Source organism: Dyadobacter endophyticus, from assembly GCF_014641595.1.
Classification (GTDB): domain Bacteria; phylum Bacteroidota; class Bacteroidia; order Cytophagales; family Spirosomataceae; genus Dyadobacter; species Dyadobacter endophyticus.
The window spans coordinates 1,760,486-1,782,828 of record NZ_BMIA01000002.1 but is presented as its reverse complement, the minus strand read 5'-3'; the positions used below and the strand labels follow the sequence as shown (position 1 = coordinate 1,782,828).

The window sequence follows — 22,343 nt, the reverse complement described above, 5'->3', positions numbered from 1 at the left end:
AAATCAGCTACTTATTCGACTATTCCTTGTCCTTTTTCGGCATTGAAGTCGTCCAAATCATGCACGAAACCGTTGATGACGGCATATTTCACTTTTCCGGCCTTTTTGAGAATGAAGGTAGCGGTGGAGCCCAGGCCCGGTATGCCGGAGGGAGCCGCTTGCCCGGCTCGCAGGATATGCAGGGGTGCGGTGGTGAAATACAGGCCTAATGCCCGGGTGTTGGCGTCGGGCGCGAGACGCACATACGTGTAACCTTCTTTGAGCAGGCTCAATGCATTCAGCTTGCTGATCTCGCTCACATTCTTATATGTGGTAGGATAGATCTTCCCCTTTTCGATGGTAAGCCCCGTTGCGTCGATTTCCTGGCTGCCATATTGCGGGTGCAGATCGCCGAAGTCTTCGATCTTACTGTAATAAAAGAACTTGGTCGCATTGGCATAGTTGACTTCCGTGCGGTTAATGCCCAGATCAGCGGTGAACGACTTGCCCGATTGCCGCACGGTCGCATTGCGCACAACGAGGTCGTACACCCAGCGGCCGTTTTCGGGGATGTTGTAATATTCCTCGCGGTTCTCTTTGGTGAGCGAATTGTCCGAAACCTTATCGAGCGCCGACAAAATGGCCATGAAATTGAGCTGTCGGATGTATTGTTTCTCAGGATCGCCCACATAACCGCCCGATTCGATCAATACCAATGTCGTACCCCATTTTTGCACATTATCCCCGAATCCCCGCGGCTCGTGGTCGTCAGCGTAGCGGGCTACCTGGCCCGGAATGTACTTTTGAAGTATCTTATTCATGCCCACGATCAGCTGCATCGAGCGCTCGCGCACGTCGTTGATCGATAGTTCGTAATCATAGGAAGTCGCCAGGAAGGAAATCGTCGCCACTTTCGGGCTACGGCCTGCCGAATAGCGCGGGCTCTGATCGTGGAGGTTGAAGCCGTAATCGGGTTTCAGGCGGTCCACAAGACCTTTCAGGATTTGCGCCTCGGGCGTCTGGCGTGCTGCTGCGTCGCGGTTCATGTCGATACCCTGAGCGGTACGGCGCTGGTAGCGTTCTGCCCCGTCGGGGTTGAGCATGGGCACAAAATATAGGGTCGTATTGTCAAGCAGTTTCTTGCGGAGTTCGTCGAAACCGTCATTCTTGCCTTCGAGGAAATTAAAGATATCGAAGCTCGCCATGGTTGCTGTGGGCTCGTCGCCATGCATTTGCGTCCAAAGCAGCACCTTCTTCTTGCCATTCCCAATTTTGATCATTTGAATAGTCCTTCCCTCAAACGAATTTCCCACTGCTTCTATCTGGTACATCGCGTTGTCCTGCCGCCTGGAAATCAGCGGAAGAATGTCTTTCTGCTTGAAACGCCGCTGGGTAAGGGCTTGCTCGCGATAAGTTTCGTGGATTTTGAAAAGACGGTCGGCAAGGTCTTTGGTTTGTGCCTGTGAATCAATGGTAATCAAGGTAATGAATAGGGAAAATAGTGGCAGGATAGTTGCTTTTATCATGGTTCAAGGCCATTTGTTAACTGCAAGGTACGAAGTTTCTCTAAGCAAATTTTAATGTAATATTTACGTGCTTTGTTGTCCGGTTATTGTATTTTTTGCTTACATTTGTGGCATGTTAAGAGCTGAAACATATCATTTGCATCATAGCCTTTTGGCTTTCGGACGTCTAGGGTGATGTGTTTTTGCAAGTAGTGTTGTAATAAGGTTGAATACATAGTATCCCAGAAGCCCGATTGTTTAGATCGGGCTTTTTTGTTGTCGATTTCAAGCACTGAATGGTATGAAAACCGTCATTATCAAATACAATGCAGGCAATGTGCAGTCGGTCATGTACGCGCTCGACCGCATAGGCGCAAGCTACCTTTATACCGACGATGAAGCCGAGATCCGTTCGGCCGACAAGGTGATTTTTCCCGGCGTAGGCGAAGCCAGTACCACGATGAGCTACCTCCGCAATGTGGGCCTCGACAAGGTGATTCCTTCATTGAAGCAGCCCGTTTTCGGGACCTGCGTGGGTATGCAGCTCATGTGCCGTTTTTCGGAAGAGAACAATACCGAATGCATGGGGATTTTCGATGTGGATGTGAAGCGTTTCCCGGCATCTCCGGGCCTCAAAGTGCCGCACATGGGCTGGAACAATATCTCCGGCTACCAATCGCCGCTTACTGCCGGTCTGCCCGATAATGCGTACGTATATTTCGTACACAGCTATGCGGCACCGGTCTGCGAATACACCGTCGCCAGCTGCGATTACGTATTGCCGTTCAGCGCGATGCTGCATAAGGACAATTTTTACGCTGCCCAGTTCCACTGCGAGATCAGCGGGAATGCCGGCCAGCAAATCCTCGAAAATTTTCTCAAACTCTGATAACCGCCTGCCCCGTACCTCATGATCCAGATTATACCCGCTATCGACCTCATTGAAGGCAAATGCGTTCGCCTCACGCAGGGCGATTATGGTCAGAAGAAGATTTACAATGAAAACCCCCTGGAAGTTGCATTGCAATTCGAAGACGCCGGCTTGAAAAGGCTGCATTTGGTGGACCTAGACGGTGCAAAGGCGAAAAAGGTCGTCAACTGGAAAGTACTGGAAAAAATTGCTTCCCAAACTTCGCTGCATGTCGATTTCGGCGGCGGCGTACAATCGGACGATGATCTGAAAATCGCATTCGAAAGCGGGGCGAAACAGGTTACAGGCGGAAGTATAGCCGTGAAACAACCCGACCTGTTTGAGCATTGGCTAAAAACTTATGGCGGCGAGAAGATCATTCTCGGCGCGGATGCCAAAAATGAGAAGATCGCAGTGAGCGGCTGGGAAGAAGGTACGGCCATCTGGGTGTATGATTTTGTAGAGGAATATGTGGCGAAAGGTGCCAAGTATACCATTAGCACCGATGTAGCCAAGGACGGTTTGTTGCAAGGACCTTCTTTTGATTTATATAAAAACCTGCAAGACAAATGTCCCGACCTGAATATCATCGCCAGCGGCGGAATAGCGGGAATCGAGGATGTGGAGAAGCTGGCGGAAATGAATATCTACGGCGTGATCATTGGCAAAGCCATTTATGAAAATCGGATCAGTCTCGCCGATTTACAGCGTTTTTCAGTTTAAAAACTATGCTTACAAAACGAATCATCCCCTGTCTGGATGTAAAAGATGGCCGGACGGTCAAAGGGGTCAATTTTGTGAATTTGCGTGACGCGGGTGATGCGGTGGAACTGGGTGCGATGTACGCCGCGCATGGTGCCGACGAGTTGGTTTACCTTGATATTACGGCCACAGTCGACGGCCGCTCGACATTTATCGACCTCGTTCGCAGAGTAGCGCAGACTATTAATATACCTTTTACAGTCGGCGGGGGCATTTCCTCGATTGCGGATGTGTCGGCGCTCCTGCATGCGGGGGCGGACAAGGTGTCGATCAACTCGGCGGCGGTACGGAACCCGGACCTGATCAATGAACTATCGCTCGAATTCGGCAGCCAATGCATTGTAGTGGCCATCGATACGCGTTATATCGAAACGGACAACGGTCTCGAACATATTGTGCATACCCACGGAGGAAGGAAGGCGACGGAAATCCGCTCGATACCCTGGGCGAAGGAAGTCGAAGAGCGGGGCGCAGGGGAAATCCTGCTCACCTCGATGGATACGGATGGCACGAAAAACGGCTTTGCATTGGAACTGACGGCCACCATCTCAGGTAATGCGAACATTCCGGTGATCGCATCCGGCGGTGCAGGCAATATGGCGCATTTTTATGATGTTTTCACGGCGGGGAAAGCCGATGCCGGATTAGCTGCCAGCATTTTCCACTTCCGGGAAATAGACATACCGGATTTGAAAGAGTATCTCAAAAACAAAGACCTGCCGATCCGGATGACCCGGTAATGGCGCGGAGTTTTAACAAATATACTGAACCGGTTGACCAGGCCCCGATGCTGCGGACAAGGCGGGATTTTTTAATTAACAATCAAAAATGAGCGAGACGTTTTCAACCATAGACTTCAATAAATCGGCCGACGGCCTGGTGCCGGCTGTTATTCAGGACGTAAATACCGGTAAAGTACTAATGCTGGGCTACATGAACGCCGAAGCACTGGACGTTACCAGGCAGCAGGGAACGGTGACGTTTTTCAGCCGGAGCAAGCAGCGCCTTTGGACAAAAGGTGAAACGTCGGGCAATTTTTTGTTTGTAAATGACATTGCCGCTGACTGCGACGGCGATACATTGCTGATCAAAGCGACTCCGGCAGGGCCAGTTTGTCACACCGGCGCGGATACTTGTTTTGGGGAAAAAAATAGCCAGCCGGAAATTGCTGACACACGTACCGGCGAGGCGGCGTTCCTGAATTACCTTCAGAAAAATGTGATCCGCGAGCGTAAACTGAACCCGACGGACGAATCGTATACCAGCAGCCTTTTCAAGAGGGGAATCAATAAGATCGCGCAGAAAGTGGGGGAGGAGGCTGTCGAAGTTGTCATCGAATCGAAGGATAACGACGATGGTCTTTTCAAGAACGAAGTGTCGGATTTGCTGTTCCACCTGCTCGTTTTGCTCGAACAAAAAAACATTGACTTAGATGAGGTAATTGACGTACTTCGTAACCGTCACCAATAAAAACCAGAACCGTATGAAGTTGCTCCTGCGTCTTGTAATCAGTACTTTGGCGATTATCGTCGCCTCTAATTTGGTGCCCGGTGTTGTGGTTGCGAGTACGGGTACGGCCATTATCGTAGCCATTGTGTTGGGTATTCTCAACACATTCCTTAAGCCCATCCTCCAAATCCTCGCGTTACCCATTACGATCCTGACGCTGGGGCTATTCTATTTCGTCGTCAACGTGTTTATTATTTACCTCGCTGCCTCGCTTGTAGACGGCTTCCGGGTCGACGGTTTCATTTCCGCATTATTCTTTGGGTTGATCGTTTCAGTCGTCTCTGCAATCCTTGGTATGTTTTTGGATTAATGTGAAAAAAAGTCTGTGTTCAGGCCTTATACATCTCACATGATTTGAAATTTACCGCTATGCTGAGTCAACTGGAAGAAATCAAGGACACCCTTTTTAAATATTTCGAGACAAGGATCGATCTGTTTAAAATAGAGACCCGTGACAAGATCGAGCGGGCCGTTGTGATAGGGATATTTGCAGCCATTTTGCTTTGTCTTGGCCTTACGATCCTGATTTTGCTGGTCATATTGCTCGGAACATTCCTGAACAAATGGCTGCACAGCGACTACCTGGGCTTTGTGATATTGCTCGGTGTTTTCATTATCAAGCTAGCCGTCACCATCATCTGGAAAGAAACCTGGATCACACTGATCCGGAAAATAATCGTTCGTTTTGTAAGCGTGAAGGAGGAATAATGCTTTTTGGCTGCTTTATTTGGCAATAAGTTTCTCTGAATTGCTATTTTTGGATTCCTTTTGAAAAATTCTCAGGCACTATTAAAACAGATATGAAATGAGTTCTTCAATAGATTCTTCGGTAAAAATTACGAAGCCGTTTTCGTCAGATACGGACAAGGAAAAAGAAGGTTTGTTGCAGGATGCCGATCTGTACCGCGACAAGCTGGAAACGCAATGGAGCGGGCTTAAACAAGAAGCCACCAGTTATGGTAAACAGGCGCTGGTGATCGGCGGAGTCGTTGCAACGACTTTTATCGTCATGAACGCGCTTTTGCCAAAAGGAAAAAAGAAAAAGGAAATTTTGGTCGAGCCGGTTGAACCTGTCGAAAAGAAAGTTGCCAAAATCAAATCCCAGTCTGTTGTCGGACAAGCCGTTCAAAGTTTAGCCTGGACATTGGCTGTGGGGTGGGCGCGCCAGAAGCTGAAACATATAATTGATGACGAACGTAAAACCGAATGAAAGCAGCGAAACATCAAATCGCAGACCTCCTTTCCGAACGTAATGCAGAAAAAAGGAAATCGTTTGCTGTTCTCCTTGATCCGGATAAAATTAACCTTACCACATTTCCGAAATTCCTAGAATACGCGGCTGGGCATGGCGTTGACTTCTTTTTTGTGGGCGGGAGCCTCATTACCAACTACGCCATCGACAAGCTGATTGCCGCCATTCATGAACATACCGATATTCCCGCGATACTTTTCCCCGGCAGCAGCCTGCATATCGAGCCCTCGGCCGATGCGATTTTATTGCTTTCGCTGATCTCCGGGCGCAATCCCGAGTTGCTCATAGGCCAGCATGTCATCGCCGCCCCGTTGTTGAAACGAAGCGGTATCGAAGTGCTTCCGACTGGTTATATGCTCATCGAAAGCGGCAAGCTCACGACCGTATCCTACATTAGTAATACTACACCGCTCCCCCGCGACAAGCCGGGCATCGCAGCCTGTACGGCCCTCGCTGGCGAATACCTGGGCCTAAAAAATATTTTCCTCGATGCCGGTAGCGGCGCATTGTTCCCGGTTCCCGGCGAAACCATCGCAGCGGTACGCGCGGCTGTGGACACGCCGATTATCGTCGGTGGCGGGATTGATTCCTACGAAAAAGCGGATGCCGCTCTGAGTGCCGGTGCAGATGTGATCGTGGTAGGCAACGGCATTGAAGCTAACCAGGAGTTGTTGCCCGAAGTTGCGGCCTGTGTGAAGGCTTATAACCAAAAGTTGGCGAGTGTTTAGGGGGAATGGGGGAATTAATAGGACAAATTAAAGTGAATTAAGAATTTTCTAAGGAAATTTTAAGTTCTTGGAAAAATACAAACTCAAAATTTAGGAATATTCAATTCGAACATATTACCTTTGCATCGAACCTTAATTACACCCAAGAAATGAAAAAATTCTTTGCATTTGCGTTTGTTGCCGGGATGGTAGCTTTCGCTGCTTGTACTAGCAAACCTGCTGACGAATCAGCTGATACTACTGCTGTAACTGTTGAAACTCCTGCTGTTGATACAGCTGCTGTTGACACTGCTGCTGCTGTTGACACTGCTGCTGCTGATACTACTAAGAAGTAATCAGACGTACGAGTCGAAAATCTTGAAAAGCCCTATGAAAATAGGGCTTTTCTTTTTTTATTCGGGTATGAAAAATGTGTCTTTGGGTTCGTATGTGCCGGACGGGGCAGCTGAGTATTGCCAGGAGTTGTATCGCACCCACTGCTTTGATTTCTTCCTCTCACGTCCGCGTCGTACCCGCCTGGGCGATTTTACCGTAAAACCCGGCATGGTTCCCCGCATTACGGTCAATGTCAATCTAAATCCTTACAGTTTCCTCATTACATACCTGCACGAAGTGGCTCATTGTGTTGTCCATTACAAATACAAAGGCCGCGGCCGCAGAAGGGTAGCGCCGCACGGCGCCGAATGGAAGCACGAGTTCAGGGAGCTATTGCTGCCTGTTATGTGTGAAAGTATCTTTCCCGAAGATATTCTTGTCCATTTGCTTCGTTATGCTCAAAACCCCGCCGCCTCAACCGGCGGTGACCAGAAACTTTTTAATGTGCTCAGAAAGTACGACGAGCAGGAATTGAACACCGGTAAAGTATGTTTGTTTCAGCTGGATGAAGGCACAAACTTCGTCTTTCAAAACAGGACATTCACACGCGGAACGCTCAGGCGCACGCGGGTACTCTGCACGGACAAAGCCTCTCAACGTCTTTACACCATCCCCGCTCATGCATTGGTTGAAGCGTGCTGATGTCCGGAAAATGGCTTGTCGTTCAGTTTTAAGCTGTCTGGCATTGCTGGTTTCCTTTTTTTCTTATGCACAAAAATCGGTTTTGTCCGAAGGTCAGTGGTTCAAACTGGCTGTGACGGAAACCGGCATTCACCGCGTCGATGCCGATCTGCTTTCTAAAATGGGCATCGATATTGCTTCCGTGCGGCCTTCGGGCATCAGAATCTATGGCAATGGAGGGGCTATGCTGCCGCAGTCCAACAAGTCGGGGTATGTGAATGCGTTAACCGAGAATGCGATCTGGGTCAGCGGGGAAGAGGATGGAAAGTTTGACAAAAGCGACGCCGTTTACTTCTTTGCGGAAGGCCCTCATGTTATCCGGTATGACGCGGCAAAGGCGCAGCTCTGGCATCAGCTCAATTACTATTCCGATTCGAGTTTCTATTTTATCACTTTCACAGAAAGTTCCGGCCTGAGGGTCAAACCCGGTGTGGAGCCTTCGGTTGCCTCCTCGAAAACAGTCAGTCAGTTTGACGACTATTGGTATCACGAAACGGAATTGTCCAATACACTTAAATCAGGTCGAGAGTGGTGGGGGGAATATTTAGGGGGTCCGGGTTTCAGTATTAATGTAAATATGCCGGGAATAGTACCATCTTCGGATTTCAAATTGAGAACTTCCACGATCGGGGCCGCGCAAGTACCGACGCGCTTTGTATGGCAGGTCAATGGCAATGCAGTAGGCGAGGAGCCGATTGGCACTGTCAGTCCCGGTACCTACGACGTGAAGGCATTGCAGACCGGGAGTACGTATACATTAAAGAATGCGCCGGCGTCGGGAGCCTTCCATATTGGGGTTGCCTACAATAAAAACGGACAAAATTCGGCCGAAGCTTACCTGGACTATATCGGTTTGCAGGTAAAGCGGGAACTGAGAAACTATGAGGGCCAGCAGATTTACCATTTCTTGCCGCAGCCGGCGGATACCGTTACATATCAGTTTCAGGGTTCGTCGGAAGAGTTCAGTCTCTGGAATATCACAAATCCCCTTATACCGCTTTCAATAGCTCAGAAAGATGCATCAGGCGCTTTCAGGTGGACTGCCAGGGGTGGCAAAGTTCTTCAAAAATATATCAGCTTCAAGACGGCGGACGCAATGCAGCCCGTGAACTGGCAACGGGTTGATAACCAGAATATATCCGCCGCAACAGCACCGGATATGCTCATTGTAACGCCGGCCATCTGGGCTACCGAGGCCAACCGCCTCGCAGCTTACAGAAACACCCGCGACGGACTGCATGTGCTCGTCGTAACAACGGATCAGATTTATAATGAATATGCCTCCGGGCGACCGGACATTACCGCGGTCCGCGATTTTGCCCGACAACTTTACCAGAAAGAGCCCGGCAAGTTGAAATACCTCTTATTGTTTGGCGATGCAACGTACGATTACCGGAACCTTCTCCAAAATCAATCGCAGGCGCAGCGCGCTGCGTGGGTGCCCGTGTATGAGAGCCGTGAATCGCTCAACCCGGTTTATACCTATTCTTCCGACGATTATTTCGGTTTTATGGATTCCGGTGAGGGCGACTGGAACGAAAGTACTGCCGGTGATCATACGGTTGATATTGGTATCGGAAGGTTGCCTGTGAAGTCGCTGGAAGAAGCAAGGATCGTGGTCGACAAGCTCATACATTATGAATCGTCGATCGGGATATGGAAAAATTCGGTACGGTTTGTGGCCGACGACGGTGACGGGAACATTCACCAGCGCCACGCCGACCAGCTCGCCAATCTTATCCAGGGGCGGTTGTTTTCGACAAGATCTTTCATTGACGAGGTGCCGCAAACCACGACCGATGCCGGGCAGAAAGCGCCGGCCATTAACAAGGCTATTCGAAATGCGATTGACAACGGTACGCTGATACTGAATTATTCAGGGCACGGAGGCACGAGCGGCTGGGGCGAAGAGCAGGTATTGACGTTAGCAGATATGCTTTCCAGCCGTGGAATGAATAATTTGCCTTTGCTGATCACGGCTACCTGCGATTTTGGCCGCTACGACGACCCCGGTGTTGTTTCTGGTGCTGAACTGATGGTTTTAAGCCCGAAAGGAGCGGCCGTCGGGGCGATCAGCACTACCCGCCCGGTTTATTCCAGTACCAACTTTGCATTGAACAAAGCATTTTACGAAGCGTTATCCAATGCAAAGCCAGGTGAGCGGCTGGGAGATTTTTTTAAATACACCAAAAACAATGCGCTGGCCGGTAGCCTGAACCGGAATTTTACACTGCTGGCCGATCCGTCGATGGTGCTGGCGCCCGGAAAAAAAGGAATCCGGTGGACGTCGCCACCCGACACCTTGCGTGCCTTGCAGAAAGTGACGCTTCATGCGGAAGTTTTTGATCAGGAAACCGGTAAGGTCGATGCGGATTTCAACGGTACCGCCAGACTGGTGATTTATGACAAGCCGATCGAGTTCCGTACGTTAGGAAATGAGGGTAATCCGGAGGCTTATTCCGAGTTTCGAAGCAAGCTGTTCGATGGGAATGTGTCGGTGAAGAGCGGCCGCTTGCAATGCAGTTGGCAAATGCCGAAAGACATCGATTATCGCATTGGTTTCGGACGTGCAAGCTTGTATGCGGTGGTTGCCGATAGCACGGAAGATGCCTCGGCTCAGCTATCACTGGTTGTTGGCGGAAGCGCCGTACAGCAAAAGGACACCATTTCCCCCAAGGTGGCCGGCTACCTGAATACCCCCGCATTCCGGGATGGCGACACGGTAGAGCCGTCGTCGGTGCTGGTGTTGCGGATGAGCGACGAGAGCGGGATCAGCATTTCGCGTGCGGGTATCGGGCACGATATCACAATGATTTTGAATGATACGCTTACCGTCGTTTTGAATGACTATTACGTGGCGGATCTGAATAATTATCAATCGGGGACCATCAATTATCCGCTCGATAATCTGCCTGCCGGAAAATATATTGTCCGTGTAAAAGTGTGGGATACGTATACTAACTTTTCTGAAATAGCGTTCGGGTTTCTAGTAGGCGCTGCCAAGGGAATTGAACTCAACACCTTTAATATTTATCCTAACCCATTTCAGAAAGACATTGCATTCGAGCTTGGGCACAGCCGGGTAAATGATGACGTAGAATTAATTTTTAATATATTGCTGGTTAATGGGCAGCGTTTGGGTACTTATAAAAAGGTGTATTATAACAGCGAGCCAATTATCAGGGAACGGTTGGAGGTGACGCAATGGCTGAGGACGGCGCCGGTTGGCCAATCGCTGGTTTACCAATTACTCATCAGATCGTTAAAAGACAATTCCGCGGATCAGAAAGCGGGGAAATTGATCCGATCTCCTTAAGATAATAAAACTTATCAAATTTTTAGTAATAACTATCTTTCTTGTATTTTTGACCCTTTAAAGAAGCTGATACAGGCACTTCCTATCGCAAATCCAATTTCTATGAGACTTTTTTTTGTTACATTATCCTCACTATTCTTTTTAACATCAGGTACGCTTTTCGCTCAGCAGGATTCTACAAGAAGAATACCGGCATCACCACTCTCCTTTTTGACATTTGCCCCTGATGCTAGAAGTGCAGCAATGGGAGAAGCCGGTGTAGCACTCAGCCCGGATGCGAATTCAGCTTATTGGAACGCGGCAAAACTTCCCTACAATACCAAGGATTTTGGCGTTTCGATTTCCTACACTCCATGGTTGCGTTACCTGGTTGACGATATGTGGCTCGGTTATCTATCGGTCTACAAGAAATTGGGAGACCGCCAGGCGGTAGCGTTTTCTGTCAATTATTTCAACAACGGAGAACTGGACCTGCGGGATGCGGTAGGTAACAATATCGGCTATTTTAACTCGCGCGAAGTGGCTTTCAACGGAACCTATTCACGTCAGCTGAGCCGAAACTTCTCGATGGGTCTGACATTGAAATACATCTCCTCGAACCTTGCAGGAAATGCAGTAATCAACAACGTCTCGCTCAGCCCGGCACGTGTAGCCGCGGGTGATATCAGCGCTTACTATAAAAAGCAATTCAAGAACGAAGATACCGGCAGCGAACTCGTGTGGTCATTGGGTGCCGTGCTTTCAAACCTGGGCGGTAAAATCAATTACGGTTCCAGCACCGAAACAGAAAACTTTATTCCTACAACCCTGAAAGTGGGTACCGGACTGTCGTATACCGGGGACGGAAGAAACCGTTTTAATTTCATCATCGATTTCAGTAAACTGATGGTGCCCACTCCGGACGGAAAGACGAATGTCAATACCAAACCTTTGTTGAACGGCGTGTTCGGCTCATTCTCGGACGCTCCGGATGGATTTAAAGAGGAAATCCAGGAAGTAGCCATCGCGACTGGTTTGGAATACTGGTACAACAATATCTTCGCTTTGAGAGCGGGATATTTCGGAGAGAGCAAAAACAAAGGCGACCGCCGTTTCTTTACAGCGGGAGCAGGTCTTCGCTTCGCAGACAAATGGGGTGCCGACTTCGCTTATATGTTCCCCACAACACAAGGAAGTCCGCTTGCACAGACATTGCGCATCACAGTATCGCTCGGATTGAACAAAGCCGAGAAGCTGGACGTAAGCGACAACGAAAACTAAGCCTTAAGAGAAAATTAATTATTCGGAACGAATGGCGTTATTGCAACGTCATTCGTTTTTTTATACTCATCGCCGCCCATGTCACTGGATCGTACCATTGCTCCTGATTTCAAAGTTGTTCAAACCGTAAACTTGCCTGGCCCTCAAACCTACACGCTCGATAACGGGATCGCATTGCATGTGATCAATATCGGGGAGCAGCCGGTGGTACGTCTGGAGTGTATTTTCGAAGCAGGTAACTGGTATGAAAGCGAGGCGGCGGCATCGTATTTTGCCGTCAAAATGCTGACGGAAGGCGTTGAGGGGATGACGTCACAGGAAATCAGCGAAGCATTCGACCAGCTTGGTGCGTTCACAGAGCTGACCCACACCTCCGATCGCGTCGGTATTGTGGTGTATTGCCTGTCGCGCTTCCTACCCGAGGTACTTCCGCTGGTGCAGAAGCTGATCCGCAGTGCCACATTCCCTGAGAAGGAGTTTCAGGAACTGAAAAATATCACTGTCCAGAATTTGAAAGTAAACAGGGAGAAAACCGCGTATCTCGCCACTACCGAGTTCAGGGCACGGTTGTTCGGTGCGGCACATCCTTACGGACAAAGCCAGAACGCGGAGGAGATCGAAGCACTGGGAATGGGGGCGGTACAGATGCATTACGAACGGTTTATACGCGACGGCAAATTTACGGTGGTGCTCGCGGGTCAGGTTACCGAGGCTGATGTGCAGCATGTAAATGCGACATTAGGGCAAAATTCCTTCGATGTCGAGACGGGTCCATTTTACTTCGATGCATCCGAACCCTACCAAGGCGACGAGACCATCGTGGACCGGCCTGAAAGTGTTCAGTCCTCGATCAGGATGGGCCGGGTGCTGTTTAACCGCCATCATCCCGACTATTTCAAAATGCTGGTAACAAACGAGATCCTGGGCGGCTATTTCGGGTCGCGGCTGATGAAAAATATCCGCGAAGAAAAAGGCCTTACCTACGGCATCTCCTCGCATCTCGTGACGTTGCGTAATGAGGGTTACCTGATGATCGGTACAGATGTGAAGAAAGAATTTACCCAACAGACCATCGACGAGATCAAAAAAGAAATATCCCGCTTGCAGACCGAACTGGTGGGAGATGAAGAATTGCAGACCGTCAAGAGCTTTATGGCCGGCGAGTTTGCAGGCTCATTGAATACCGCATTCGAAGTGGCCGACCGGCGTAAGATATTGTTGCTGGACAGCCTGCCCGCCGATTTTTTCAACCAGTACATCGACCGTGTTCACGCCACCACGGCTGCGGACGTGATGGAAATGGCCAACCGCTACCTGAACACAAAAGATATGGTGACGGTGGTTGCAGGGGGCAAATAGCTACTGGTTGGCTTTGTCTAACGCATCCTTGTAAGATTTCAGGCAGCGCTCGCGGGCCATTTTGTGATCGACCATCGGTTCGGGGTAATCGGCGGTACCAAATTCCGGGACCCATTTTTTGATGTACTCCATTTTCGGGTCGAACTTCTCCGCCTGCGATGCCGGGTTGAATATCCGGAAATACGGGGCGGCATCCGTTCCTGATCCCGCCGCCCATTGCCATCCGCCATTGTTGGCCGCGAGATCGTAATCCAGCAGCTTTTCGGCAAAATAGGCCTCGCCCCAGCGCCAGTCGATCAGCAAATGTTTGGACAGGAAGCTGGCGGTGACCATCCGCACACGGTTGTGCATGAACCCGATCGCATTGAGCTGGCGCATGCCCGCGTCTACCAGTGGATAACCCGTTCTACCCTCACACCATTTCTGGAAATCACGCTTGTCGTAGCGCCATTTGATAAAATCATAAGCCTTCCGGAAAGCTTCGCCCTTGCCTACATGCGGGAAATTAGAAAGGATTTGCTGGTAAAAGTCCCGCCAGATTAGTTCGTTCAGAAACGTGTCGCTGTGCGTGCGTGCCTGGCGTGCAAGCTTTCGTATGCTTACAGTGCCAAAACGCAAGTGAATGCCTATGCGGCTGGTAGCCTCCTTGGCTGGGAAATCGCGCTCTTTTGCGTAGTCTTCAAGCAAAGCATTATCAATGTGACCGGAGGGAAATTCATAGTCTGCCTTTTCAAATCCCATATCCTTTAATGCAGGCAATGCTGCGCCATGCCATTTGTAGAAATGCCGGAAATACTTCCTGGTAGGATAAGATTTAAGGTAAAAATCGTTGAGCTTCTCTTTCCATGCACGGCTGTATGGCGTAAAAACGGTGTATGGCATACCCTGGCCGCTTAATATTTCCTGTTTTTCAAAAATGACCTGGTCTTTGCAGGTTTTGAAAACAATATCCTTTTTCTTCAAAATCCGGTAAACTTCCTTGTCGCGGTCGGTGGCATAGGGCTCGTAATCGGTGTTGGTGTAAACTTCGGCGATGTCATATTCATCAGCAAGCCTTTCCCAGATTTCTACCGGGAACCCGTATTCAACGAGGATATCAGCCCCTTTCTGCTGCAACTCTTCCCGGATTTTTAAAATGGCATCATATATAAACGTCAGGCGCGGGTCCTTCTTTTCTTCGATGTCGTCCAGAATATTCCGGTCGAAAATGAAGAGCGGAACGACCGGGTAACCGGAAAGCAATGCATAATAGAGCCCGGCATTGTCTTGCAGCCGAAGATCGCGGCGAAACCAGAATAGCACGATTTTGTCTTTCGTTTTCAGGCTCATACAACTTTTGTGATCAGAATGAAGGATTATTAGTACAACTCAACTACGAAGTAAGGCGGTTCTTGGATCAGGGAACCCGCGGCATGCCAGGGTTTTTAATGCGGTGCCTGCGTACGAGTATGGTTTTTCAAATCGTATATTTACTGCCGGAGCGCCCGACGCCCGGCGCCCGACGCCCGGCGCTGCAAACATACGTCGAAAGCGTGATCAATCTTAACTTAACCCGTATTCATGAAATTACAACTCACGATCCTATTCAGCCTTGTGTGCCTTATGGTTTTCGGCCAAAAGAATGATGCCGGCAAACAGGAATGGAAACAGCTTTTCAACGGAAAAAACCTGGATGGCTGGGATATCAAGATCCGAGGCTACGATCTGAACGACAACTACAACAATACTTTTCGCGTAGAAGACGGTAAAATGGTGGTCCGTTACGACAAGTACGATGATTTTGCCCAAAAATACGGCCATATCTTCTACAAAGGTGATTTTTCCTATTATCGCGTTGCCGTAGAATACCGATTCGTGGGCGAGCAGGCGCCCAAAGGCGAGGGCTGGGCATGGCGCAACAGCGGTATCATGGTACACGGGCAGCCGGCTGCTACGATGGGTAAAAACCAGGATTTCCCCGCGTCGATAGAGGTGCAGCTATTGGGCGGAAACGACAAGACCCGCACAACTTGTAACCTTTGTACGCCTGGCACAAATGTGGTGATCGATGGCAAGCTGGTTACGCAGCATTGCATTAATTCCAAATCTAAAACCTACAATGGCGATCAATGGGTGCGGGCGGAAGTACTTGTGCTGGGCGACTCGCTGATTCAGCATTTTGCCAATGAGGAAATGGTTTTGGAATACAACAAACCCCAGTTGGGCGGCGGAAACGTAAGTGGCCACGATCCTTCACTCATGATCGCCGGAAAGCTGCTTGATCACGGTTCGATCTCACTGCAAAGCGAAAGCCATCCGGTTGAGTTCAGGAAAGTGGAGATTTTGGATTTGAAAGGCTGTATGGATCCGAAAGCGACGAACTACAAGTCGTATTATGTGAAGGCGGATAACAGCAAGTGTACTTACGGCAAGAAGAAGTAATTGGCAGATTGTCGGTCTGAGCGAAGTCGAAGACAGTCAGTACGGTAAAACGTTCTGCAAGCACTTCGACTTTGCTCAGTGTGACATTTGGGTTACAACCGCACAATCTCAGCACCGATCGCGTTCAGGCGGGTATCGATGTTCTGATAACCGCGGTCGATTTGCTCGATATTATCGATAATACTTACGCCTTTGGCGGACATTGCGGCGATGAGCAATGCAACCCCGGCGCGGATATCAGGGGAAGTCATCCGAATACCGCGAAGCTGCGTCTCGCGGTTGTGCCCGATCACCGTCGCGCGGTGCGGATCGCAAAGAATGATCTGCGCGCCCATTTCGATCAGTTTATCCACAAAGAACAGGCGGCTTTCGAACATCTTCTGGTGAATGAGAACCGTTCCCTGAGCCTGGGTGGCCGTAACGAGCACGATACTAAGCAAGTCGGGCGTAAAGCCGGGCCATGGCGCATCGGCAACAGAAAGCGTAGAGCCGTCGAGGTAGTTTTCGATGCGGTAGCGTTCCTGGGCCGGGATGAAGATATCGTCGCCACGGAACTCCATTTGAATGCCCAATCTTTTGAATACGTCAGGAATAATGCCCAGTTCAGGAATTTGGCAATTTTTGATCGTGATCTCCGACTGCGTCATAGCCGCAAGGCCGATGAAGCTACCGATCTCGATCATATCCGGGAGCATCGTGTGCTCGGTGCCTTTCAGCTCGCTAACGCCTTCGACGATGAGCATGTTGGAGGCGATACCGGAGATTTTGGCACCCATGCGGTTCAGCATTTTACAAAGCTGCTGCAAATAGGGCTCGCAGGCCGCATTGTAAATGGTTGTAGTGCCTTCGGCCATCACCGCCGCCATCAACACGTTGGCAGTACCGGTTACCGAAGCCTCGTCCAAAAGCATGTAAGTGCCTTTCAGATTGGCTGCATCGACGCGATAGAACCCGCCATCTTCTTCGTCATAACTAAACTCCGCCCCCAGTTTTTCAAAACCCAGGAAGTGCGTGTCCAGTCTTCTCCGGCCGATTTTGTCGCCACCAGGACGTGGAATGCGTCCTTTACGGAAACGGGCCAGCATAGGCCCGAGCAACATCACCGAGCCACGCAATGCAGCGGCTTTCTGCCGGAATGAATCCGATTCGAGGTAATCGAGGTTAATATCGTCGGCTTCGAAACGGATGGAGGAATCGCTCAGACGGGTGCGGCGTACGCCCAGATCGCCCAGCAGGTTGATCAACTGGTTTACGTCGCGGATGTTGGGGATGTTGTGGATAGTAACCGGCTCTTTGGTGAGGAGTACGGCGCAGATAATCTGCAATGCTTCGTTTTTGGCGCCTTGCGGCACGATTTCACCCTTGAGACGTCGATCCCCGGTAATTTTGAATGATGCCATAGAAGATTTTGGGCAATTGAGACGGTATAAAATGAAACCTGGATGTTACATTCCAGGTTTTTTGCGGTTGTTATTCCGGTTGTTGTTATTGTTGTTGCTTCCGTTCCGGTTGGAGAATTTGTTGTTCCGATTGCGGTTTTGGTTGCCTTGGCTGTTGCCGCCCTGCCTGTCGGAATTGTGGCTGGATTGCGCTTTGAAGTTATTTCCGCCCGACTGGTTCACACGGTTCCGTTCCTGGTTGTTGTTGCGGTCTTTCGGTGCGGCGTCGATGGGCCCCGACTTGCGGATATAGTCGATTTCCTCCTGCAAACGACCTTTGCTGAGTTGTTCCAGCTGCCCGAGCAGCACGTTGTCTTCCGGGTTATCCTTATTCCATGCGTTGAAGAACGAGCGCATCAGACGGAAAATGTAGGAAACGAATGCCAGGCGATCTTCCGGATTTTCGGTCTGTGAGGCTTTTTCCAGAAGCAAATCGATATTGCGACCGTAGTGGCGGAACGTCAGGTTTTGCTGGTTATACTCGACGCGCAGCGGCTTTTTGCCCAGTGCTTCCTTGGATGGAGGCGGGAAAGGACTGTCGACATCCAACTCGAAACCGGAAATAATGTACAGGTCGTCCCACAACTTGTTGGTGTAGTCCTGGTTATCCCGCATGTTGGGATGTATCTGACGCATAAGCTCGACCAGGATATGCGCATAAAGTGTGCGCTTAGCCTTGTCCTCGATCGTGACGATGTGGTCGGCCAATTTTTGTACGTTACTACCGTATTCTTTCAATGGGATATCTTTTTTATAATGGACAAAAATAATAAGTTTTTGGAAACAAAATGAGGTGTAGCGGTAAAACAGGCATTCTGCGGCGCCGGCTCAGGGAGTGTAAAGCAAATGTCCCCGCACACCTTCGAAGGGAAACGCCGGCGGGCGACCGGCTTCTGCGGGATTGATCGTGTAATGGTAAACTCCTGCCGGAAGCCCGGCGCAGAAGACTGCCGGAGTCCAAAAGTATTCGTTTCGCCCGGTGTAACAATGCAACAGTTTTCGGAATACCTTCGTTCCCAGCGGATTTCGGATCGTGATTTCGAGATCGGTAACACCAACCCCCCGATTTTGAATTGTGAACCTGAACCATTGCCCGGATGGATTGGAGGCGACCACCACTTCTATCAGTCCGCTATGGTCGGGTACTTCGAAATGGATCTGGTACGGGGACGCCGAAAGCCCTGTTTTATCCCGACATTGAATGGTGAGCAGGTATTTGCCCGGGACTAATGCAGGTTCAATGATGATTTCGTAAAATTTCCCGTCTCCATTCTTTCCAATAGCATTTCGGAGTGGAACCCGGGCATCCGTACATCCGTCACATTGCTTTTTCAGCCAGATGGCCACCATGGTTGTGTCGTTGTCGGCGTCCGGGAGCGTGTCGTCGAAAATTCGGATACCGATAACAGGCTTCCCGGAAACAACCTCTCCGTTAATAAGCTGTTTCCTGTCGATCGAAACCTGCATCAGCGGCGGGATATTTGTCGCTTCGCCTTCGCTGTCGTAACCGGTGGGAGAGGCAGGGAAAATGCGGATCGCCGGGTCGCCGTGCAACGTCATTTGCTGGACGTTGATGCTATCCTGAATGCCAGGGTTGCACGACAGGTTCCGCCTGATCGCTTCCCGCTGGATCCGGCCAAATGGTTCGTTGGTGAATGCGGAATCGGCCAGGACTTCATAGAATATTCCGGTGTAGCGCCTTAATGCAGTCGAAGGCCCATTGAAAGTATGTGCCAAAAAGAGTACTGCTCCGCTTTCGGGCGCAAATATCCAGTCGCTGCTCAATGTCTGGGTTGAGTAAAAAATGCTGCCTGCCGCACAACCGTTGACGATCACGGCCGGATAGCGCGGATGGTTCCGGTAATTCTTCCCCGGATCGCTTGCACGCCCGATGTCTATATCTGTAACATCAATCGACGAGTGGCCGAATGCGGTAATGAGCGCTACGCCTTCATTCACCTGTTTATCAATGTGTGCAGCTTCAACTGCACTGTCTGTGAGCTTCGAAATCGTCGCTACTTTCCGGGTCGGCGTTGTGTTTTCAAGTTGCTTTTCAAAGGATTGGACGTAAGATCTGAACGCATTCAACTCATCACGCGACCGACCTCCACTGAGGTGTAACACCCGACTCCGCCAGGCTGCCGAAGAAGGTTCGGCCTCCATGGCCTGCACTTTATGCAGGTAATCGAGCAGTTGTTGGGAATTTAATGCATTAATGCGGCCGATCGGGACAAGGGGAACAAAGCCACCTCCCATAGCCAGCGCCACATCGGAACCGGGCCAACCAGCATTTGGTACCATATCGATTTGCCACGAATCCTTTACTTTTCTTGCTTTTTGCGGGTCGACAGACCGTCCAGCCAGCAATGCGAATTTCAAATTTCCCTTATCGTGCAGCCAGCGGATTGCATTGCGGATGCCTTGCGGACCGGGTTGTCCTGCATTAAACTGATCAAAGACCTCATGGCTGTAAACGGCGGCGGTCTTGAACCCGCCACCACTTTTGGAGGCACGGTAACTTGTATATTCGGCAACTGGGTCCAGACCGCCGGCAGGCGCCCGCATGAGCGGATGCGTGATAATCAGGTAATCTGTTTCCGGGTCGATCTGTGTGAATCGGACGGGCCTTAGCGGGAGGATTCGCATCGGCTCGGATGCGATGCGAATTCCTGCCTGCGGGTAGCGCATACGTGCATACGAGAGTGAGACGTGGCCGCCTGTGCCCACGGGTAGGAGTGTGAATATCAACCGACCAGTTTGATCGAAATCTTCAATGGATATTTTAAACTGAACAAGCTTGGTTTCACGGTCAATTACATTTAAATCGGCCAACCTTCTTCTTAAATTTTTACCATTACCAACCCATAATACAAATGAATGCACGCCCGGCGACCAGCCTGCGAGAAGTATTTCGCAGGCAATGTCCGATTGCTTGTCTTTATAGAGTTCATTGGTTTTAAATACAATTTCCAATGGTGTACGCTCGGCGATTTCCGGCCCGGTCCACCCTTCACCTTCGTCGTAAGCGGTGCGTAACGAGCCGGTTTCGTAATTGCTTTCGGGTGGAAAGAATCTTCCGGGCAAGTAGTGGGAGGTAAAAAGTTGCAACGCCTCTTCCCAATGAAAGGCAGCGCTGTCGGTAACAGTGCCGGGAGCAGGAAAGCTGGTTCTTAACCCGCTTTTGCCGTTTTGCCAGGTGAGGAAATAGGCTGTGGTGTCGGAGTAAAGGTTATAGTAATGATGCGGCATCGCCTCCGGATTGGTGTATAGTGCGGTATCGGAGTAGCCATCATTCTTTTTACCGGAAAACAGAATGTACCCATCGCGGCCCAGCTTGCCCGATGGTTCGCCCGCAACCTCGATCGGCACTTCTCCGCCGTGTGCGAAGAGTTGAATGCCGGAAATCAGTATCGAATCGGTCAGAATGCCCTGCCGCGCGAGTTCGGCCGCGGTGATTTTGTAAATGCCGGTCTCCGCTACCGGAATGCGCAGGTACATCTGCTTGTAATCGATCCACTCGTTGCCGTAGTGATCCTGCGCATGGCATCTGATATGCCAACAAATGCAGCAGAAGAGTGGTAAGGTGTGTGTAAAAATCCTTGTCATCCTGTTAAGTTTTGATGCACAAGGACGGGCGGGTTTATTCCGGCTGCTTTCGGACGTAGAGGTTCATAGAAAACGAATACGCATGAGCGTCATCGGTGTCATGAAACTCTGAACTCGCTAAGTGCCAGTCGTTCGGGTCAAATGCCGGGAAATACGCATCGCCTTCGACTTGTGCGTGTATAATGGTCAGATACATTCTCTGGGCCAATGGGAGCATTTGTTGAAAGATACTCGCACCGCCTAAAATGAATACGTCGGTTTCATCGGAAAGTAACGCGATCGCTTCGGAAATATCTTTGGCGTATTCCACATGGGGCTCGGCCTGCGCAGGCGGGTGAGCGGTAATGATCACATTCCGGTATTCGGAATGCAGCGCGTCGGGCGCTTCGAAACTCTTTCTGCCCATCATGAATGCTTTACCGGCAGTCACTTTTCGGAAATGCGTCCATTCATCAGGCAGGTGCCAAGGCAGGCTGTTGTTCAGCCCGATGACATGGTTTTCGCTCATCGCGGCGATGATATATAGTTGCATTTTCATATTAATGATCATTTTTTTTCTCTTTCTCTTTCTATCTCCGTCGGTTAAAACCGACGGCAAAAGATAATCTATTACCGTCGGTTTTAACCGACGGAGTATAGCGAAGAGTATTAATTCGGTTACGGCTTTTAGTAGCAAATAGATTTTTAACCGATCGACCTATTAAAATAACCATTCATCCTAACAAGAATATTTTTTTAACATGGTACCTTGCATCGCAAAGTACCTGTGTATACCTTTGTATTGTTAGAAGTTTAAATTCTATCTGTTAGCCATGAACATATTCATTTAAAATTAACTCATGAAACCACATGAATATTGAAAATGCCCAAGTGCAGATGCGGAAGGGAATTTTGGAATTCTGCATCCTGCACATCATATCCCGGGGCGAAGTATATGCTTCGGATATGTTGGATGAACTAACTTCCGCCCACATCATGGTGGTGGAAGGGACATTATACCCTCTTCTTACCAGATTAAAGAACTCGGGCTGGCTGGATTATAAATGGGTGGAGTCGTCTTCGGGCCCTCCAAGGAAATACTATGTTTTGACGGATGAGGGGAAGGTCTTCCTGGACGCGATGCAGGCTACTTGGTTTGAGCTCGCCGACTCGGTGCAAACCGTGATTAAACGCACAGAGGAATTGAGCAAAACGGCTTCAAGCAATCTTCCTGACCCTAACTGATCACTAAGAGACATTCG

21 protein-coding genes are annotated in these 22,343 nt (G+C 49.8%); 15 read left to right on the top strand and 6 right to left on the bottom strand.

Translation table 11 applies throughout. The features are described from left to right. Positions 1 to 11: 11 nt before the first annotated feature. On the bottom strand, positions 12 to 1,505 hold the full coding sequence (locus IEY24_RS19550) for a M14 family zinc carboxypeptidase (RefSeq protein ID WP_188935092.1): 1,494 nt from the start codon (positions 1,503 to 1,505) through the stop codon (positions 12 to 14). 280 nt (positions 1,506 to 1,785) lie between these two features. On the opposite strand from IEY24_RS19550, the gene hisH reads away from it, so the two are divergent. From hisH to IEY24_RS19485, 13 genes are all read left to right on the top strand, one after another. Continuing rightward, positions 1,786 to 2,373, top strand: a complete 588-nt coding sequence (gene hisH / locus IEY24_RS19545) for an imidazole glycerol phosphate synthase subunit HisH (RefSeq protein WP_188935090.1) — start codon at positions 1,786 to 1,788, stop codon at positions 2,371 to 2,373. Between the two features lie 21 nt (positions 2,374 to 2,394). After that, entirely contained in the window at positions 2,395 to 3,117 is a 723-nt protein-coding gene (gene hisA / locus IEY24_RS19540) for a 1-(5-phosphoribosyl)-5-[(5-phosphoribosylamino)methylideneamino]imidazole-4-carboxamide isomerase (protein WP_188935088.1), read from the top strand. 5 nt (positions 3,118 to 3,122) lie between these two features. After that, on the top strand, positions 3,123 to 3,896 hold the full coding sequence (gene hisF / locus IEY24_RS19535) for an imidazole glycerol phosphate synthase subunit HisF (protein WP_188935086.1): 774 nt from the start codon (positions 3,123 to 3,125) through the stop codon (positions 3,894 to 3,896). Between the two features lie 88 nt (positions 3,897 to 3,984). Beyond that, complete coding sequence (gene hisIE / locus IEY24_RS19530; protein WP_188935084.1) at positions 3,985 to 4,626, top strand: bifunctional phosphoribosyl-AMP cyclohydrolase/phosphoribosyl-ATP diphosphatase HisIE; 642 nt, start codon at positions 3,985 to 3,987, stop codon at positions 4,624 to 4,626. Positions 4,627 to 4,639: 13 nt separating this feature from the next. Further along, positions 4,640 to 4,975 carry a phage holin family protein gene (locus IEY24_RS19525; RefSeq protein WP_188935082.1) on the top strand — a complete coding sequence of 112 codons (336 nt, stop codon included), beginning with the start codon at positions 4,640 to 4,642 and terminating at the stop codon, positions 4,973 to 4,975. Between the two features lie 59 nt (positions 4,976 to 5,034). After that, a complete protein-coding gene (locus IEY24_RS19520) occupies positions 5,035 to 5,373 on the top strand; it encodes a phage holin family protein (RefSeq protein ID WP_188935080.1) in 339 nt (112 codons plus the stop codon). A gap of 97 nt (positions 5,374 to 5,470) precedes the next feature. Then, entirely contained in the window at positions 5,471 to 5,875 is a 405-nt protein-coding gene (locus IEY24_RS19515) for a hypothetical protein (RefSeq protein ID WP_188935078.1), read from the top strand. Continuing rightward, entirely contained in the window at positions 5,872 to 6,645 is a 774-nt protein-coding gene (locus tag IEY24_RS19510) for a phosphoglycerol geranylgeranyltransferase (RefSeq protein WP_188935076.1), read from the top strand. Before IEY24_RS19515 ends, IEY24_RS19510 begins: the two co-directional genes overlap by 4 nt. Positions 6,646 to 6,794: 149 nt before the next feature. Then, positions 6,795 to 6,980 (top strand): PG1828 family lipoprotein, encoded by a 186-nt coding sequence (locus IEY24_RS19505; RefSeq protein ID WP_188935074.1) that lies wholly within the window; start codon positions 6,795 to 6,797, stop codon positions 6,978 to 6,980. Between the two features lie 34 nt (positions 6,981 to 7,014). Further along, positions 7,015 to 7,662: a SprT family zinc-dependent metalloprotease gene (locus tag IEY24_RS19500; protein ID WP_188935071.1), complete on the top strand. Its 648-nt coding sequence runs from the start codon at positions 7,015 to 7,017 to the stop codon at positions 7,660 to 7,662. After that, complete coding sequence (gene porU, locus IEY24_RS19495) at positions 7,640 to 11,017, top strand: type IX secretion system sortase PorU (protein ID WP_229222652.1); 3,378 nt, start codon at positions 7,640 to 7,642, stop codon at positions 11,015 to 11,017. The genes IEY24_RS19500 and porU overlap by 23 nt, the downstream gene beginning before the upstream one ends. A 102-nt stretch (positions 11,018 to 11,119) precedes the next feature. Beyond that, positions 11,120 to 12,277, top strand: coding sequence for a type IX secretion system outer membrane channel protein PorV (porV, locus tag IEY24_RS19490; protein ID WP_188935069.1), 1,158 nt, complete (start codon positions 11,120 to 11,122; stop codon positions 12,275 to 12,277). Positions 12,278 to 12,355: 78 nt separating this feature from the next. Further along, a complete protein-coding gene (locus IEY24_RS19485) occupies positions 12,356 to 13,636 on the top strand; it encodes a M16 family metallopeptidase (RefSeq protein WP_188935067.1) in 1,281 nt (426 codons plus the stop codon). Here the strand turns inward: IEY24_RS19485 and IEY24_RS19480 are convergent, their stop codons facing one another. Continuing rightward, positions 13,637 to 14,965: a cryptochrome/photolyase family protein gene (locus IEY24_RS19480; RefSeq protein WP_188935064.1), complete on the bottom strand. Its 1,329-nt coding sequence runs from the start codon at positions 14,963 to 14,965 to the stop codon at positions 13,637 to 13,639. Between the two features lie 231 nt (positions 14,966 to 15,196). Here IEY24_RS19480 and IEY24_RS19475 point away from each other — a divergent pair, with 231 nt between their 5' ends. Then, positions 15,197 to 16,057: a 3-keto-disaccharide hydrolase gene (locus tag IEY24_RS19475; protein ID WP_188935062.1), complete on the top strand. Its 861-nt coding sequence runs from the start codon at positions 15,197 to 15,199 to the stop codon at positions 16,055 to 16,057. Positions 16,058 to 16,149: 92 nt separating this feature from the next. Here IEY24_RS19475 and murA read toward each other — a convergent pair whose 3' ends face one another. From murA to IEY24_RS19455, 4 genes are all read right to left on the bottom strand, one after another. After that, positions 16,150 to 17,457, bottom strand: coding sequence for a UDP-N-acetylglucosamine 1-carboxyvinyltransferase (gene murA, locus IEY24_RS19470; RefSeq protein WP_188935060.1), 1,308 nt, complete (start codon positions 17,455 to 17,457; stop codon positions 16,150 to 16,152). A gap of 45 nt (positions 17,458 to 17,502) precedes the next feature. After that, positions 17,503 to 18,234 (bottom strand): DUF4290 domain-containing protein, encoded by a 732-nt coding sequence (locus tag IEY24_RS19465; RefSeq protein ID WP_229222643.1) that lies wholly within the window; start codon positions 18,232 to 18,234, stop codon positions 17,503 to 17,505. A 90-nt stretch (positions 18,235 to 18,324) separates the two neighbouring features. Then, positions 18,325 to 21,102, bottom strand: a complete 2,778-nt coding sequence (locus tag IEY24_RS19460; protein WP_188935058.1) for a C25 family cysteine peptidase — start codon at positions 21,100 to 21,102, stop codon at positions 18,325 to 18,327. A 34-nt stretch (positions 21,103 to 21,136) separates the two neighbouring features. Continuing rightward, the gene (locus IEY24_RS19455; protein WP_229222641.1) at positions 21,137 to 21,640 is read right to left on the bottom strand and encodes a dihydrofolate reductase; all 504 of its coding nucleotides are present in this window, start codon (positions 21,638 to 21,640) and stop codon (positions 21,137 to 21,139) included. Between the two features lie 311 nt (positions 21,641 to 21,951). Here IEY24_RS19455 and IEY24_RS19450 point away from each other — a divergent pair, with 311 nt between their 5' ends. Further along, positions 21,952 to 22,326: a PadR family transcriptional regulator gene (locus tag IEY24_RS19450; RefSeq protein WP_090151757.1), complete on the top strand. Its 375-nt coding sequence runs from the start codon at positions 21,952 to 21,954 to the stop codon at positions 22,324 to 22,326. The last annotated feature ends 17 nt before the right edge of the window (positions 22,327 to 22,343 follow it).